13 protein-coding genes, 1 tRNA gene and 3 pseudogenes are annotated in these 16,182 nt (G+C 64.4%); 9 read left to right on the top strand and 8 right to left on the bottom strand.

Going from position 1 to position 16,182, the window contains the following annotated elements; all coding sequences use genetic code 11:
- The gene (gene gluQRS, locus G7077_RS05930) at positions 1 to 849 is read right to left on the bottom strand and encodes a tRNA glutamyl-Q(34) synthetase GluQRS (RefSeq protein WP_166410901.1); all 849 of its coding nucleotides are present in this window, start codon (positions 847 to 849) and stop codon (positions 1 to 3) included.
- A gap of 201 nt (positions 850 to 1,050) precedes the next feature.
- On the opposite strand from gluQRS, the gene G7077_RS05925 reads away from it, so the two are divergent.
- Complete coding sequence (locus G7077_RS05925) at positions 1,051 to 1,617, top strand: HNH endonuclease (RefSeq protein ID WP_166410900.1); 567 nt, start codon at positions 1,051 to 1,053, stop codon at positions 1,615 to 1,617.
- Here the strand turns inward: G7077_RS05925 and galU are convergent.
- From galU to argH, 3 genes are read right to left on the bottom strand one after another with little or no spacing between them, the layout of a single operon-like run.
- Complete coding sequence (gene galU / locus G7077_RS05920; protein ID WP_166410899.1) at positions 1,614 to 2,471, bottom strand: UTP--glucose-1-phosphate uridylyltransferase GalU; 858 nt, start codon at positions 2,469 to 2,471, stop codon at positions 1,614 to 1,616. The genes G7077_RS05925 and galU overlap by 4 nt on opposite strands.
- On the bottom strand, positions 2,468 to 2,782 hold the full coding sequence (locus G7077_RS05915) for a hypothetical protein (protein WP_343040022.1): 315 nt from the start codon (positions 2,780 to 2,782) through the stop codon (positions 2,468 to 2,470). Before G7077_RS05915 ends, galU begins: the two co-directional genes overlap by 4 nt.
- Positions 2,779 to 4,146, bottom strand: a complete 1,368-nt coding sequence (gene argH, locus G7077_RS05910; RefSeq protein ID WP_166410898.1) for an argininosuccinate lyase — start codon at positions 4,144 to 4,146, stop codon at positions 2,779 to 2,781. Before argH ends, G7077_RS05915 begins: the two co-directional genes overlap by 4 nt.
- 16 nt (positions 4,147 to 4,162) lie before the next feature.
- Here argH and G7077_RS05905 point away from each other — a divergent pair, with 16 nt between their 5' ends.
- Complete coding sequence (locus G7077_RS05905; protein WP_246167427.1) at positions 4,163 to 4,735, top strand: TlpA family protein disulfide reductase; 573 nt, start codon at positions 4,163 to 4,165, stop codon at positions 4,733 to 4,735.
- On the opposite strand, the gene G7077_RS05900 is transcribed toward G7077_RS05905, so the two are convergent.
- From G7077_RS05900 to G7077_RS05890, 3 genes are all read right to left on the bottom strand, one after another.
- Positions 4,695 to 5,678 carry a DMT family transporter gene (locus tag G7077_RS05900; RefSeq protein ID WP_206367707.1) on the bottom strand — a complete coding sequence of 328 codons (984 nt, stop codon included), beginning with the start codon at positions 5,676 to 5,678 and terminating at the stop codon, positions 4,695 to 4,697. The genes G7077_RS05905 and G7077_RS05900 overlap by 41 nt on opposite strands.
- Positions 5,679 to 5,754: 76 nt before the next feature.
- On the bottom strand, positions 5,755 to 6,579 hold the full coding sequence (dapD, locus tag G7077_RS05895) for a 2,3,4,5-tetrahydropyridine-2,6-dicarboxylate N-succinyltransferase (RefSeq protein ID WP_166410896.1): 825 nt from the start codon (positions 6,577 to 6,579) through the stop codon (positions 5,755 to 5,757).
- Positions 6,576 to 7,256, bottom strand: a complete 681-nt coding sequence (locus G7077_RS05890; protein ID WP_166410895.1) for a pyrimidine 5'-nucleotidase — start codon at positions 7,254 to 7,256, stop codon at positions 6,576 to 6,578. The genes dapD and G7077_RS05890 overlap by 4 nt, the downstream gene beginning before the upstream one ends.
- 150 nt (positions 7,257 to 7,406) lie before the next feature.
- Here G7077_RS05890 and scpA point away from each other — a divergent pair.
- From scpA to G7077_RS05855, 7 genes and pseudogenes are all read left to right on the top strand, one after another.
- Positions 7,407 to 9,541 (top strand): annotated as a pseudogene (gene scpA, locus G7077_RS05885) (methylmalonyl-CoA mutase).
- Positions 9,542 to 11,551 carry an acetyl-CoA carboxylase biotin carboxylase subunit gene (locus G7077_RS05880; protein ID WP_166410894.1) on the top strand — a complete coding sequence of 670 codons (2,010 nt, stop codon included), beginning with the start codon at positions 9,542 to 9,544 and terminating at the stop codon, positions 11,549 to 11,551.
- A gap of 8 nt (positions 11,552 to 11,559) precedes the next feature.
- Positions 11,560 to 12,672 (top strand): S-(hydroxymethyl)glutathione dehydrogenase/class III alcohol dehydrogenase, encoded by a 1,113-nt coding sequence (locus G7077_RS05875; RefSeq protein WP_166410893.1) that lies wholly within the window; start codon positions 11,560 to 11,562, stop codon positions 12,670 to 12,672.
- Positions 12,672 to 13,504: pseudogene (gene fghA / locus G7077_RS05870) on the top strand (S-formylglutathione hydrolase). The gene G7077_RS05875 and the pseudogene fghA overlap by 1 nt, the downstream one beginning before the upstream one ends.
- A 46-nt stretch (positions 13,505 to 13,550) precedes the next feature.
- A complete protein-coding gene (locus G7077_RS05865) occupies positions 13,551 to 14,948 on the top strand; it encodes a cytochrome ubiquinol oxidase subunit I (protein ID WP_166410892.1) in 1,398 nt (465 codons plus the stop codon).
- A pseudogene (gene cydB / locus G7077_RS05860) lies at positions 14,948 to 15,942 on the top strand (cytochrome d ubiquinol oxidase subunit II). Before G7077_RS05865 ends, cydB begins: the two are co-directional and overlap by 1 nt.
- Positions 15,943 to 15,965: 23 nt before the next feature.
- Positions 15,966 to 16,040, top strand: coding sequence for a hypothetical protein (locus G7077_RS05855; RefSeq protein WP_246167505.1), 75 nt, complete (start codon positions 15,966 to 15,968; stop codon positions 16,038 to 16,040).
- Positions 16,041 to 16,081: 41 nt separating this feature from the next.
- Here G7077_RS05855 and G7077_RS05850 read toward each other — a convergent pair.
- Positions 16,082 to 16,156, bottom strand: a tRNA-Glu gene (locus G7077_RS05850).
- Positions 16,157 to 16,182 lie beyond the last annotated feature (26 nt).

The following is a 16,182-nucleotide window of genomic DNA, read 5'->3' as shown; positions in this document are numbered from 1 at the left end:
TTAGGGCGTGCCGAGGCGAAAACCACCCGGCACGACGCCGGTAGCAAGCATTTTCGCAAGGTGGGCGCCATCTACACCTGTGTCGCGCATCGCCGCCAACGTGGGTGCGAGATCGCGCTTCGCCAGCCGCCTTCCGTTTTCGTGCAGCACCAGCGGGTGGTGCAGATAGGTGGGCTCCGGCAGGTCCAGCAGGATTTGAAGCAGCCGCTGGATCGGTGTTGATGGCCTCAGGTCGGTGCCGCGCACGACCAACGTCACGCCGGTGGCGGCATCATCGACGACGCAGGCAAGGTGGTAAGCTGCCGGCGCATCCTTGCGCGCAAGGATGGCATCACCGATGTCGGCCGATGTCGCTTCGAACGCGGTGCCATCCTCTTCCTGCCAACCCGGCAGGCCGCAGCGGGCAACCGCCTTCGCCGAGTCCAGGCGCCAGCTGTGCGGAGTCGTTGCGCGCCGCTCTGGGTCGTCGGGGAGACCCCTGCAGGTGCCAGGATAGAACAGGCCGGGGTCGCCGTGCGGCGCTGCCGCCACCTGAACGATGTCCGCGCGCGTGCAAAAGCACGGGTAGATCAGATCTTCGGCCCTCAAACGGCTTAGCGCTTCACGATAAGCCTCTATGCGCTCCGATTGGACGATCGGCGGCTGGTCCCATCGCAGGCCAAGCCAACGCAAATCTTCTTCGATGCCGTCGACAAACTCAGGCCGGCTGCGGCTTTGATCGAGATCCTCCACGCGCAGGAGGAATCGTCCGCCGCTCGCCCGGGCGCGCTGGTGCCCGAGTGCTGCGCTATAGGCATGCCCGAGGTGCAGCCGGCCCGTTGGTGAAGGCGCAAAGCGGCTGGTGGTCATCGCCGCGCGAAAGTTTCCGCGAAGGAGTCTTGACGGGGAATCTGCAATCTCCGATTCATATGCTTGTCACGCTGGGTTGGCATCCAGCGGGTCACAAGGGAAGACGGGCCGGGTGCCCTCTCCTCTCTGCCCATCCGGGGCGTGCGACGGGGCCGGGGAGCTGCAGTTCGGACCAACCGAACGAAAGGCTTCTGCGCGCTCGTGTATCATCCTGACCTCATCCGCCATCCTGACAGCTGCCCCGCCTTGGTGCTTAATGCGGATTATACGCCGCTGTCCTATTATCCTTTGAGCCTTTGGCCCTGGCAGACCGCGATCAAGGCCATGTTCCTTGAGCGGGTCGACGTGGTCTCGCTCTACGACCGAGAAGTGCACAGCCCCAGCCGAGCGCTGAAGCTGCCGTCCGTAATCGCGCTCCGCCAGTTCGTGAAGCCGAACGAGTATCCGGCCTTTACCCGATTTAACCTCTTCCTCCGCGACCGCTTCCGTTGCGTTTATTGCGGATCGCACCGGGAGCTGACCTTCGATCACGTCATTCCCCGCGCACAGGGCGGCCGCACGACGTGGGAGAATGTCGCCACCGCTTGTGCCCCCTGTAATCTCCGCAAGGGCGGCCGCACACCTGCCCAAGCGCACATGCATATTGAGCGCGAGCCCATCCGCCCGACCAGTTGGCAGTTGCAGGACCACGGCAAGAGCTTCCCGCCCAACTATCTCCACGATAGCTGGCGGGACTATCTCTACTGGGACGTCGAACTGGAGCCCTAGGCCCCGAGAAACGCCTTCACCTGCGGCGCCACGTCGGCACGCTGCATGGCAACGGCCAGGTTGGCGATGACGAAGCCTGCCGCATTGCCGCAATCGTAGCGTTCGCCATCGAATTGGTAGGCGTGGAACGGCTGCCTGCCGATCAGCTTGGCCATGGCGTCCGTCAGCTGGATCTCGCCGCCGGCGCCGGGTTCCTGCGCATCCAGTTCCGCCATGACTTCGGGCTGCAGGATATAGCGGCCCGGTAGCATCAGGTTGGACGGTGCCGTGCCTGGCTTCGGCTTTTCCACCATGCCGCGGATCTCCGTCAGGCGGCCGTCTTTGGCGCCTGGATCGATGACGCCGTATTGGTGCGTCTCTTCTTCCGGAATCTCCAACGCTGCGACCACGTTGCCGCCGACCTTCTCATAGGCTTCGACCAGCTGCTTGAGGCAATTGGGCTTGCCCATCATCAGTTCGTCGGGAAGCAGCACTGCGAACGGCTCGTCGCCGACGATCTCCCGCGCGCACCAAACTGCGTGGCCGAGGCCGAGCGGCTGCTGCTGACGAACCGTGACCAGTTCACCGAAATCCACGCGTGATGATCGAAGCGGCTCCAGGCTCTTGCCCTTGCCCTTCATCGTCGCCTCAAGCTCGAACGAGGTGTCGAAATAGTCGACCAACGCTGCCTTGCCGCGCCCGGTGACGAAGATCAGCTGCTCGATCCCGGCCTCGCGCGCTTCGTCCACCGCATATTGAATAAGCGGCCGATCGACGACCGTGATCATCTCCTTGGGGATGCTCTTGGTTGCGGGCAGCAGTCGGGTGCCGAGCCCGGCGACTGGAAAGACGGCTTTGCGGACAGGCTTGGTCATTGTGTTTGAACGGGCCCCGTATCTTGGTTGTCGATCGGCTGGTCGTCCCCGGCAACCGGGGAAACAGCGCCGCCGGACGGCGGTGGAAGATCAAAGCGGTCGGGCTCGCGCGGTTCCGAACGGCGCATCAATTCGTCGACGCGCTTGGGACGGGCGATGTCCGGGATGGTGAGCAGTTGCTCCGGCTTCGGCGTTTGTTTCGCGAAAAGCGGCTTGACCGGCAGGGTCTCGCCTGGCGCAGGTTGAAGCGGGCGGACGCTGCCGCAGCCGGCGAGTAGAACGGCCCCGGCAAGAACGACTAGATGCTTCACTGCCGGGACCCCCGAGCGGCCGCGACTGCCGCTCTGACTTGATCCGGCGCAGTGCCGCCGAATGACCGCCGAGCGGCAACCGAAGCTTCGACTGAAAGGACGCCGAGCGCCGCCTCGGTGATCCTTGGATCTACGCCCTGAAGATCGCTCAGCGACAGCTCATCGAGCGCGGCGCCGCGCTCGTCGGCCAGGGCCACTGCTCGGCCGGCGATATGATGCGCCTCGCGAAAGGGGACGTCAGCCTCTCGAACCAGCCAGTCGGCAAGGTCGGTCGCCGTTGCGTGGCCAGCCGCTGCAACCGCCCGCATGCGATCCGTGCGGAAGGTCAGGTCGCGGATCATCCCCGCCGTCGCCTGGAGCGAGATCATCAGCAGGTCATGGGCGTCAAACAAAGGCGGCTTATCGTTCTGAAGGTCCTTGGAATATGCGAGCGGCAGTCCCTTCAACAGCACCAGAAGGCTGACGAGGTCGCCCAAGATGCGGGCGCTGTGCCCACGAACGAGTTCCGCCGCGTCGGGATTGCGCTTGTTGGGCATGATCGACGAACCGGTAGACCAGGCGTCGGGGAGCGCGATGAAGGAGAATGGCTGCGACGCCCACATCACGATTTCTTCCGCCAGCCGCGAGAGATGCACCGAGCAGAGCGTCGCCGCATGAAGATAATCGACGGCAAAGTCGCGGTCCGAGACGGCGTCGAGGCTGTTCGCCGTTGGGCGGTCGAAGCCCAGCGCCTCCGCCGTCGCCTTGCGATCGATCGGAAAGCCCGTGCCTGCAAGCGCGGCGGACCCGAGCGGGCTTTCGTTGAGCCTCGCCCGCGCATCCGCAAAGCGGCTCCGGTCGCGCACCGCCATTTCACGATAGGCGAGCAGGTGGTGACCAAGCGTCACCGGCTGCGCCGACTGCAAATGGGTAAAGCCGGGCATGATGCTGCCGGCATGCTCCTCGGCGCGGGCAAGCAGCGCATCCTCCAGCTCTGCGAGGGCCGCGACGGCTTCATCGATGCAGTCGCGGACGAACAGCTTGAAGTCGGTCACTACCTGGTCGTTGCGGGACCTCGCGGTATGCAGCCGACCGGCGGCCGGCCCGATCAGCTCGCCAAGCCGATGCTCGATATGCATGTGAATGTCTTCGAGTGCCGGATCCTCGACCAGCTTCCCCGCTGCATATTCATCCGCGATCGTGGATAATCCTGCATCGATCGCCGCTGCGTCCTCTGTCGTCAGCACGCCCTGCGCCTTCAGCATGGCGGCATGCGCCCGACTTCCGGCGATGTCCTGCCGCCACAATCGCTTGTCGACGCCAATGGAGCAATTTATCTCCCGCATCAGTTCGGCCGGCCCGCCCGCAAAGCGTCCGCCCCACATCTGATTGGAGTTGCCGGTGCGGCTGATTGTTCTTCTCCTGGCGGCAGCTGCGGTCGCGGGCTGCGATACGCAAAAGGCTTCAGAGCAGCAAGGAGCCGAAGCGAACGCGTCCGCCGCGGCTCAAGGGGTGCCAGCCAAGGGCGTGGACCGCAGCCACAAGGGTGCATCGATTCCGGACGCCATGCTGACCGACCCGGACGGCGATCCGGGTCAGCTTGCCGAGCTTGAAGGCAAGCCGCTGCTGGTCAACCTGTGGGCCACCTGGTGCGGGCCCTGCGTCAAGGAGTTGCCGACCCTCGTCGCCTTGTCGAAGCGAGGCGGGGACCTCAACGTCATCGCGGTCTCCCAGGATATGGGCGAGCGGACGACGGTGGACGCTTGGCTGACGGATAAGAAGCTGGACGGCCTTGAGGTCTGGCACGATCCGAAGATGTCGCTGGCGGGCGCGCTGGACGTGCAGGTCCTGCCTTCGACCATCCTTTATGATGCAACCGGCAAGGAAGTCTGGCGCTACACCGGTGAGCTGGACTGGTCCGGCCCTGAAGCGGCTAAGCTGCTGGCCGAAGCGACGGCCGCCGCCAAAGGCTGAAGATCCGCCCATCGATCGCCGCCAGTCCAAGCGCGATCAGCAACAATCCGCCAAAATCACGGGCGTGCAAATCTTCGCCGAGAAACAGCCCACCGAGCAGGATTGCCGTCGGTGGCACAAGGATCGGAACCAACAGGGCATTGCTCGCACCCGAGGTCTCGATCAGCCGGAAGTAGAGGACGTAGGCAAACGAGGTGCAGACGAGCGCCAGCCCCAAAATTGCAGCGACCGCGCCAAGGGGCGGGAACGTCTCCGTCCAGGGCCGATCGAACAGCAAGGTGACCGGCAGGAGGAGCAGTGCGGACACGGCCAACTGGCTGGACGTAACCGACATCGCGGACACGGCCATCTTCTTGAATCGCCGGGCATAAACGCCGGCGACGGCATAGGAGAAGGCGCCGACGAGGCACGCAAGCTGCGCCACCAAGCCATTGCCGAGCTGGCCGAAGATCGCCGGCCCCATCATCAGCGCCACGCCTCCGATCCCGACGATGACGCCGAACAGCCGGTTTCGAGTCATTCGCTCGTCATCGGTGTAGAGGTGGGCCAGCAAGACGCCCCACAGCGGAGTCGTCGCGTTGAGGATCGAGGTGAGGCCGCTCGCGATCTGGGTGTTGGCCCAGGCGAACATCAGGAACGGCACGACATTGTTGAGCAAGGCGACGATCAGCATCGGTCCCATCAAGCGCCATCCGACAAGCCCCTGCTCGCCACGCAGGCTGGTGTACGCAATCAATGCGAATGCCGCGATCGTCACGCGCACCCAGACGAAGGTCAGCGGCGGCACATGGCTGACTGCGACCTTGATGAAGAAAAATGATCCGCCCCAGATCAGCGCCAGGAAAAGGAGGATACCCCACTCGCGCGATCCCATGGTCTGGTTGATTGCGCCAGGCGCGGTCGCGCCAGCGTCTGCCGTTCCGGTGTGGTCGCGCGCGCTCATGGCGCTTTATGTACCGCAGAGCGCCGGCAGCGGCGAACAAATGCCCGCCGCGCCGTCATAAGCTCAGCTTATCGAGCTAGTCGCGGAGAAGCTCGTTGATGCTGGTCTTGGAGTGGGTGCGCTCGTCGACACGCTTGACGATGACGGCGCAGGCGAGCGACGGCCCGCCGTCCTTGGCGGGAAGTGTTCCTGGCACCACCACCGAATAGGCCGGCACGCGCCCGTAGAAGACTTCGCCGGACGCCCGGTCGACGATCTTGGTCGACGCCCCGATGAAGACGCCCATTGACAGCACCGCGCCCTGCTCGACCACGACACCTTCCGCCACTTCCGAACGGGCGCCAACGAAGCAGTCGTCCTCGATGATCACTGGTCCGGCTTGCAGCGGCTCAAGCACTCCGCCGATCCCTGCACCGCCTGAGATGTGGACGTTGCGGCCGATCTGGGCGCAGCTTCCGACGGTCGCCCAGGTGTCGACCATCGTTCCTTCGCCAACGCGGGCGCCGATGTTGACGAAGCTGGGCATCAACACCGCGCCAGGCGCGATGTAAGCGCCACGCCGGACCACCGCCCCTGGGACAGCCCGGAAGGCCGCGGCTTCGAACTCCCGGGCTTCCCAGCCGGCAAATTTTGAGGGCACCTTGTCCCACCAATGCGCGCCGCCAGGGGCGCCGGAGATCATCTCCATGGGCGCCAGCCGGAAGGACAGCAGCACTGCCTTCTTCAACCACTGATTTACGACCCAACTGCCGTCGCTCTTCTCCGCAACGCGGTCCTCGCCCGAATCCAGCAGCGCAAGTGCCTGCTCAACTGCGTCGCGCACGTCGCCCGTCGTGCCCGGGCCGATCCCCTCGCGCGCGTCCCAAGCCTGATCGATGATCTGCTGCAATTGGTCGGTCATTCGTCGTCCTCTAGGATGGATTCCAGCCATTCGCCGACATCGGCGATGCGATGATCGATAAAGCCCTGGTCGGCGCGGTAATTGCCGCGTTCCGATCCGTTGTCGACCCACACGGTTGTCATTCCGAGCGCCTTCGCGGGCTCCAGGTTCTGAGCCATATCCTCGACCATCGCGGCTTTTCGTGGATCGATATCGAACTGCGCGCAAAGCAACTCGTAGCCATGCCGGTCAGGCTTGGGCCGAAGGTCGGCGGCGTGGATGTCGTGCAGATGCTCGAAGTGATCGCCGACGCCGATCGCCTCCAGTACCCGCCGGGCGTATGGAGCATCGCCGTTGGTGAAAACGAACTTGCGCCCGGGCAGCCGAGCCAAGCCGGTGGAGAGCCGCTCATCTGGCTGCACCCGGTCCAGCGGGATGGCGTGTACGTCGGCAAGGAACTCGTGCGGATCGACACCATGGTTCTTCATCAGACCCGCAAGAGTCGTCCCATGTTCGTGAAAATGGGACTTTTGCACTCGTCGGGCCTCGACCGCGTCGCAGTCGAGCAAGCGCTGGATGTAGGCGCCCATGCGTTCGTCGATCAGGTCGAACAGGCCCGTTGAAGCGGGATAGAGGCAATTATCGAGATCGAATATCCAATCGCTGATGTGACGATATTCGGGAACGACGGCGGCCATGACGCCGATGCGCCTAGACGCTTCGCCGCGAAACCGCGAGGGCTTAGCTGCCTTTGCCGCCGGCCTGCGCGTTCTAAGTCGATCAGCGAACCACTTTCAAGGAGACGGCACGGGGTGGAGGTTGGGTCAAAGCCGCGCTAAGCCGCAGGCATGACAGATCACCCCAGCCATGAGGATTGGGAGAAACTCGCGGGGCAGGAGAGCAAGGGCAAGGACCTGAGCCGCGAGACGCCGGAAGGCATTAGGTTGAAGACGGTCTACGGACCGGAGGATGTGCGGGAAATCGACAGCGGCTGGCCGGGCCTGCCGCCGTATACGCGCGGACCTTATGCCACCATGTACGCGGGCCGTCCCTGGACGATCCGCCAGTACGCCGGCTTCTCCACCGCCGAAGAGAGCAACGCCTTCTACCGCCGCAACCTGGCGGCCGGGCAGAAGGGGCTGAGCGTCGCCTTCGACCTTGCTACCCACCGCGGCTACGACAGCGACCATCCGCGCGTCACGGGCGACGTCGGCAAGGCGGGCGTCGCGATCGACAGCGTCGAGGACATGAAACTGCTGTTCGACGGCATCCCGCTGGGCGAGATGAGCGTCAGCATGACGATGAATGGCGCGGTGCTGCCAGTCATGGCCTTCTACATCGTCGCGGGGGAGGAGCAGGGGGTGCCGCGCTCGGCGCTGACCGGCACGATCCAGAACGACATCCTGAAAGAGTTCGCGGTCCGCAACACTTACATCTACCCCCCGAGCCGAGCATGGGGATCGTGTCGGACGTGATCGCCTACACGTCGGCGGAGATGCCGAAGTTCAACAGCATCTCAATCAGCGGCTACCATATGCACGAGGCCGGTGCGACGGCGGTGCAGGAGCTCGCTTATACGCTCGCCGACGGAATGGAATATGTACGGGCGGCAGCCGCGCGGGGGCTGGCGATCGACGCGTTCGCGCCGCGCCTGAGCTTCTTCTTCGGCATCGGCATGAACCTTTTCATGGAGGTCGCCAAGCTGCGCGCGGCGCGAACGCTTTGGGCGCGCATCATGACGCAGCTCGGCGCCCATTCTGAGAAGTCGAAATTGCTGCGCACCCACTGCCAGACCAGCGGCGTGTCGCTGACCGAGCAGGACCCCTACAACAATGTCGTGCGCACCACCGTCGAAGCGTTGGCGGCGGTACTCGGCGGCACCCAGTCCCTGCACACCAACAGCTTCGACGAGGCGATCGCGCTCCCGACCGACTTCTCGGCGCGGATCGCGCGGAACACGCAACTGATCCTGGCCGAGGAAAGCGGCGTCACTGCCGTCGCCGATCCGCTCGGCGGCAGCTGGTATGTCGAGGCGCTGACTCGCGAGCTGGAGGAGAAGGCTTGGTCGCTGATCGAAGAGGTCGAGGCGCATGGCGGCATGACCAAGGCGGTTGCAGAAGGTCTTCCGAAAAGACGGATCGAGGAAGCGTCGGCCGCTCGGCAGGCGAAGGTCGACACCGGCGAAACGGTGATCGTCGGCGTGAACAAATACCGGCTGGAGCAAGAATCCGAGATCGACATCCTCGACGTTGACAACATGCGGGTCCGTGCAGGCCAAATCGCGCGGCTCGATGCTATGCGAGCGAGCCGGGATGAGGCAAAGGTGCGGGCGGCACTGGATGCACTGGAGGCGGGCGCTCGCAGCAACGAAAATCTGCTGGAGCTGAGTGTGGAAGCCGCGCGGGTGCGCTGCTCGCTTGGCGAAATTTCCGACGCGCTCGAACGCGCCTTCGGCCGCTACCACACCGCCGTCGATCCCGTGCGCGGCATCTACGGCCAGCGCTCCGACGCGCGCTGGCAGGGCGCCGTCGAGGGCACGCAATCCGTCGCCACCCGCCTCGGCCGCAAGCCGCGCATCCTCGTCGCCAAGATGGGCCAGGACGGCCACGATCGCGGCGCCAATCTCGTCTCCTCAGCCTTCGGTGACCTTGGCTTCGAGGTAATCGCCGGTCCTCTATTTCAGACCCCGCGCGAGGCGGCGGAACTCGCGGTTGAGAGCGGCGTGGACGTGGTCGGTGCCTCCTCCCTCGCGGCCGGCCACAAGACGCTGATCCCCGAACTGATCGAAACGCTCAAGGAGATGGGCCGCGCCGACATCAAGGTAGTCGCCGGCGGCGTCATCCCGGCACAGGACTATGCGATGCTGCGTGCGGCGGGCGTGCAGGCGATTTTCGGACCGGGGACCAACCTTGCGGACGCGGCGGATGAGGTTCTACGCCTCCTTGGTCATAACCGTTCGCCGCTTGATGAGGCCGCAGAGTAGATGTTCTCCAAAATTCTTATCGCTAATCGCGGCGAGATCGCGTGTCGGGTAATCCGCACGGCCAAGCGCATGGGCATCAAGACCGTTGCGGTCTACTCCGATGCCGACGCCCGTGCGCCGCACGTGCGCATGGCGGATGAGAGTGTTCGGCTTGGGCCGGCGCCGGCGTCCGAAAGCTATCTCAGGGCCGAGCTGATCATCGACGCGTGCAAGGCGACGGGGGCAGAGGCGGTGCATCCCGGCTATGGCTTTCTGTCGGAGCGGGAGAGTTTTGCGCGGGCGCTGGAGGAGGCGGGGATCGCCTTTATCGGGCCGCCGCCGAACGCGATCGCGGCAATGGGCGACAAGATCGAGTCCAAGAAGTTGGCGCAGGCGGCGGGCGTCAATGTCGTGCCCGGCTTCCTCGGCGACATTGCGACGACCGACGATGCGGTGCGGATTGCGGGCGAGATCGGCTATCCGGTGATGATGAAGGCTTCGGCCGGCGGCGGCGGCAAGGGCATGCGGCTCGCCTGGTCTGAGCAGGATGTTCGCGATGGCTTCGAGGCGACCAAGCGCGAGGGGCTGGCGAGCTTCGGCGACGACCGCGTCTTCATCGAGAAGTTCATCGAACAGCCGCGCCACATCGAGATCCAGCTGCTCGGGGATAAGCATGGCAGCATCCTCTACCTCGGCGAGCGGGAATGCTCGATCCAGCGCCGCCATCAAAAGGTGGTGGAGGAGGCGCCGTCGCCGTTCGTCACGCCTGAGATGCGCACAGCGATGGGCGAGCAGGCCGTCGCGCTGGCGCGAGCAGTGGGCTACTTCAGCGCCGGCACTGTCGAGCTGATCGTCTCCGGCGCCGACCGGACGGGCCAAAGCTTCTACTTCCTCGAGATGAACACCCGGCTTCAGGTCGAGCACCCGGTGACCGAGGAGGTCACGGGACTGGATCTGGTCGAGCAGATGATCCGCGTTGCGGCGGGCGAGAAGCTAGCGTTCACGCAAGAGGATGTGACGCTGAATGGCTGGGCGGTGGAAACGCGTGTCTATGCCGAAGACCCATACCGAGGATTTCTGCCGAGCACTGGGCGGCTGGTCCGCTATTCGCCCCCCGCACAAGAGCGTTCGGGCGATAGCGTGATCCGCGTCGACGATGGCGTTTTCGAGGGCGGCGAGGTCAGCATGTTCTACGACCCGATGATCGCCAAGCTGGTGACCTGGGGGTCGACTCGCAACGCCGCGATCGACACCCAGATCGAAGCGCTCGACGCGTTCGAGATCGAAGGAATCGGCCATAACGTCGATTTCCTGTCGGCGCTGATGCAGCACCCACGCTTCCGTTCGGGCGAGATCACGACGGGCTTCATCGCAGAGGAATATCCGGACGGCTTCGAAGGCTCGCCAGCGGACGCTGAGCTAATCGCCGACCTGGCAGCGCTGGCTGCCATGATCGCGACCCGGCAGGAGGAATGCGCTGCCCTGATCACGGATCAGCTGAACGGGCCGGTGCCACCCTCGCGCGAGCATGTGGTGAAGGTCGGGAAGAGCGATCACCGTGTCACGATCGACGGCTATGACGGCGGCATGCTGGTATCGGTCGACGGCAGCGAGCCCGCCGAGATCGTCGGCAGCTGGTCGCCTGGGCAACGTTTGTTGACCGCGAATGTTTGTGGGCGGGTGAGGACGGTTCGCGTCGCTCGCGATGGACGCGGTTGGCGGCTCATCACCCGCGGGGCAAGCCATAAGGTTCAGGTGTTGCCTGCGCATGTCGCTGAGCTGTCGCGGCACATGATCGAAAAGGTGCCGCCCGACCTTTCGCGGCTGCTGCTGGCACCGATGCCGGGCCTCGTCACCCGAATGGACGTTCAAGTGGGCGACAAGGTCGAGGCCGGTCAGCCCGTGGCCGTCATGGAAGCGATGAAGATGGAGAATATTCTTCGCGCAACCAAGGCGGCGACGGTAAAGGCGACCCCGGTAGGCGCCGGGGAAAGCGTCGCCGTCGATCAGATCATCGTCGAATTCGAATAGGAGCCTTCATGAAGACCCGTGCAGCCGTCGCCTTCGAAGCCAAGAAGCCGCTGGAGATCGTCGAGCTCGACCTCGACGGGCCGAAGGCCGGCGAAGTGCTCGTGGAGATCATGGCCACGGGCATCTGCCACACGGACGCTTACACGCTGGACGGGCTGGACAGTGAAGGCATCTTTCCTTCGATCCTCGGCCATGAAGGCGCGGGCGTGGTGCGCGAGGTCGGTGCTGGCGTCACTTCCGTGAAGCCGGGCGATCACGTCATCCCGTTGTACACGCCCGAGTGTCGCCAGTGTAAATCGTGTCTTTCCGGTAAGACAAACCTCTGCACCGCCATCCGTGCGACGCAGGGCAAGGGCCTAATGCCGGACGGCACCAGCCGCTTCAGCTACAAGGGTCAGCAGATCTTCCACTACATGGGCTGCTCGACCTTTTCGAACTTCACCGTGCTTCCCGAAATCGCCGTCGCGAAGATCCGCGAGGACGCGCCGTTCAAGACCAGCTGCTACATCGGCTGCGGCGTCACCACGGGTGTCGGAGCGGTGACCAACACGGCCAAGGTCCAGGCAGGCGACAATGTCGTGGTGTTCGGCCTCGGCGGCATCGGCCTCAATGTCATCCAGGGTGCCAAGCTGGTCGGCGCGAACAAGATCATCGGCATCGACATCAATCCGGACCGGGAGGAGTGGGGCCGCAAGTTCGGAATGACCGACTTCCTCAACACCAAGGGGCTAAGCCGCGAGGAAATCGTCGCCAAGGTGGTCGAATTAACCGACGGCGGCGCAGACTACTCATTCGACGCCACCGGCAACACGGAGGTGATGCGCACCGCCCTCGAATGCTGCCACCGCGGCTGGGGCACCAGCGTCATCATCGGCGTTGCCGAAGCAGGCAAGGAGATCGCCACCCGCCCGTTCCAGCTCGTCACCGGCCGCAATTGGCGCGGCACGGCCTTTGGCGGCGTGAAGGGTCGCACCGGCGTTCCCAAGATCGTCGACTGGTACATGGACGGAAAGATCGCGATCGACCCGATGATCACCCATGTGCTGAGCCTCGAGGAAATCAACAAAGGCTTCGATCTGATGCATGCGGGCCAAAGCATTCGCAGCGTCGTGGTCTATTGATGGAGATCGTTTCGGAGAACCGCTCGCACGGCGGGCGGCAGCTGGTGGTGAAGCATGCGTCGGCAGCAACCGGCACGGACATGACCTTCTCCATTTACCTGCCACCTCAGGTTGAGGGCGGGAGCAAGTGCCCGGTCTTGTGGTACCTTTCGGGCCTGACCTGCACGCATGCCAACGTCACGGAGAAGGGCGAGTATCGCGCTGCTTGCGCCGAGCACGGCCTGATCTTCGTCGCACCGGACACAAGCCCGCGCGGTGAGGGTGTCGCGGACGATCCCGCCTACGACTTTGGTCAGGGCGCCGGCTTCTACCTCGACGCGACGCAGGAGCCGTGGGCCGAGCATTTCAAAATGTGGACCTACGTCACGGAAGAACTGCCCGCGCTGATCGCGGCCGAGTTCCCCGGGGACATGGCGCGGCAGGGGATCACCGGCCACTCCATGGGCGGACACGGCGCTCTAACCGTAGCGCTGCGTCGTCCGGAGCGCTTTCGGAGCGTCTCAGCCTTCGCGCCAATTGTTGCGCCAGGGCAGGTGCCGTGGGGCAGAAGGCGCTGGGCGGCTATCTCGGCGACGATCGTTCTGCATGGCGGCAACATGACACTGTCGCGCTGATCGAAGACGGCGCGATGCTGGACGAAGTGCTGGTGGATGTCGGCACCGCGGACAACTTCCTAGACACCGAGCTGAAGCCGGAAATGCTCGAGCGCGCTTGTGACGATGCGGGCATTGCGCTGACGCTGCGCCGCCAGCCCGGCTACGATCACAGCTACTATTTCATATCGACCTTCATGGCCGATCATGTCTGCTGGCATGCGGAGCGGCTGAAGTAAGCTTTCTGCAATTCACATGACGCGGCCGAGGCTCTAGAGGCTCGCCATGTCCGACGGCGACATGGCTCTGGTTCTTGCGCGCGCGCAATTCGCCTTCACCGTCTCGTTCCATTTCATCTTTCCGGCTTTTTCGATTGGCCTGGCCTCCTACCTGGCGGTGCTCGAGGGGCTGTGGCTGAAGACGGGCGAGGACCGCTTCCTGCAGCTGTTCCGCTACTGGCTGAAGATATTCGCCATCGCCTTCGCGATGGGCGTCGTGTCGGGCATTGTCATGTCCTACCAGTTCGGGACCAACTGGTCGGTCTATTCCGACCGGGCGGGACCGGTGATCGGGCCGCTGATGGCCTATGAGGTGCTGACCGCCTTCTTCCTGGAAGCGGGCTTCCTCGGCGTGATGCTGTTCGGACTCGAACGCGTCGGCAAGAAGCTGCACTTTTTCGCCACGCTGATGGTGGCGGCGGGCACCTGCATGTCCGCCTTCTGGATCCTCAGCGTCAACAGCTGGATGCAGACGCCGACCGGTTACGAGATGAACGCCCAGGGGCAGTTCGTGCCCGGCCCGAGCTGGCTGGCGATCATCTTCAATCCCAGTTTTCCCTATCGCCTCGTCCACACGGTGATCGCCGCTTACCTGACCACTGCCCTGGTGGTCGGCGGCGTCGGCGCCTGGCACCTGCTCAAAGGCCGGGATCATCCGGCGGTCCGGACCATGTTCTCAATGGCGATGTGGATGGCCGCCTTGGTTGCGCCACTTCAGATCTTCGTCGGCGACCTTCACGGTCTCAACACGCTGGAACATCAGCCGCAGAAGGTGATGGCGATGGAAGGCCATTTCGACAGCTATCCCGCTGGCGCGCCCCTGTTGATCTTCGGCATTCCCGATGACGAGAAGGAGACGGTGCACGCAGCCGTCGGCATTCCCAAGCTGTCGTCGCTGATCCTGCACCACAGCCTCGATGCGCCGGTGCGTGGCCTCAAGACGGTGCCGAAGGACGAGCGGCCGCCGGTCTGGATCGTCTTCTGGTCGTTTCGCATCATGGTTGGCTTGGGGTTCCTGATGCTCGCGCTCGGGCTGCTCAGCCTCTTCATGCGAGTGCGCAAGCGGCTGTTTGAATCGAGGCTGCTGCACCGTTTCGCACTGGTGATGGGTCCAAGTGGGTTCGTCGCCGTGATTGCCGGCTGGGTGACGACGGAGGTCGGGCGCCAACCGTACGTCATCTACAATCTGTTGCGGACCGAGGATGCCGTGTCGCCGATCGCGGCGCCAGGCGTGACGGGATCGCTGATCGCCTTCGTGATCGTTTACTTCGCCGTGTTCAGCGCCGGCACGCTGTACATCCTGAAGCTGATGGCGAAGCCGCCGCACCCGGGCGAGTCCGACCCGCTTGGCGCACCCATCCGAACGGCGGGCATTACCCCTTCACCAGCCGTGGAGGATCGTTGATGGATCTAACGGTCGTCTGGGCGTTCGTCATAGCCTTCGCGGTCGCGGCCTATGTCGTGATGGACGGCTTCGACCTCGGGGTCGGCATCCTCTTTCCCTTTTTCCGGGTGGGAAGGGAACGCGACCAGGCGATGAATGCCATCGCGCCGGTGTGGGACGGTAACGAGACGTGGCTGGTGCTGGGCGGCGGCGGCCTGCTCGCCGCCTTTCCGTTGGCTTATGCGATCATCCTGCCGGCGCTTTATGCGCCGCTGATCGCCATGTTGCTTGGGCTGGTGTTCCGAGGTGTCGCCTTTGAGTTCCGGTGGCGCGATCCCAACCATCGCCGATTCTGGGACTTCGGTTTCTGCGCCGGCTCGCTGATCGCCACCTTCATGCAGGGCGTCACGCTCGGAGCCCTGCTCCAGGGGATCACCGTCGTCGGCCGCTCCTACTCGGGGCCTGGTGGGAGTGGCTCAGCCCTTTCAGCCTGCTGACCGGCGCCAGCCTCGTCGTCGCTTATGCGCTGCTCGGGGCATGCTGGCTGGTTTGGAAGACCGAAAGACCGTTGCAGGAGGACGCGCGCCGCCTTGCCCGCATTGCCGCGCCGGGGCTGCTGCTCGCCATCGGCGTCGTCAGCCTGGCGACGCCCTTCGTGGAGCGGAAATATTTCGAGCGCTGGTTCGACTATCCCGGCCTGCTGGTCGCTTTGCCGATGCCGCTGCTGGTCCTTGGGACGTTCGCCTTCCTCTGGCGCAGCCTGAAGCGCGATCGCGACTGGCACCCGTTCGTGCTCGCTCTCGGAATCTTCCTGCTGACGATGGCTGGCCTGGGGATATCGATCTGGCCGGACGTCATCCCCGGCCGCGTGTCGATCTGGCAGGCGGCGGCGCCGGAGCGGAGCCAGTGGTTCATGCTGGTAGGTGCAATGGTGCTGATCCCGCTGATCCTCGCCTACACCGCCTGGTCCTACTGGGTGTTCCGCGGCAAGGTCGGTGACGAGGGCTACCACTGATCGTCAAGCGGCTCGCCTGGTTTGTGGGACTGTGGGCTGCGGGGGTAGCAGCCGTCGGCGCTGTCGCCTGGCTGCTGCGCCTCTGGATTAAAGCTTAGCTTGTCACCACTGCTCGGATGCCCCCGGACATCCTGCGCCGTGGTGACCCCTACGGGAATCGAACCCGTGTTTCAGCCGTGAAAGGGCCGCGTCCTAACCGCTAGACGAAGGGGCCATGAGGCGGGAGCCGGTTAGGCGAGC

Source organism: Sphingomonas piscis (assembly GCF_011300455.1).
GTDB lineage: Bacteria > Pseudomonadota > Alphaproteobacteria > Sphingomonadales > Sphingomonadaceae > Sphingomicrobium > Sphingomicrobium piscis.
The sequence above is the reverse complement of the archived record's forward strand: the minus strand, read 5'-3'. Positions and strand labels throughout refer to the sequence as shown.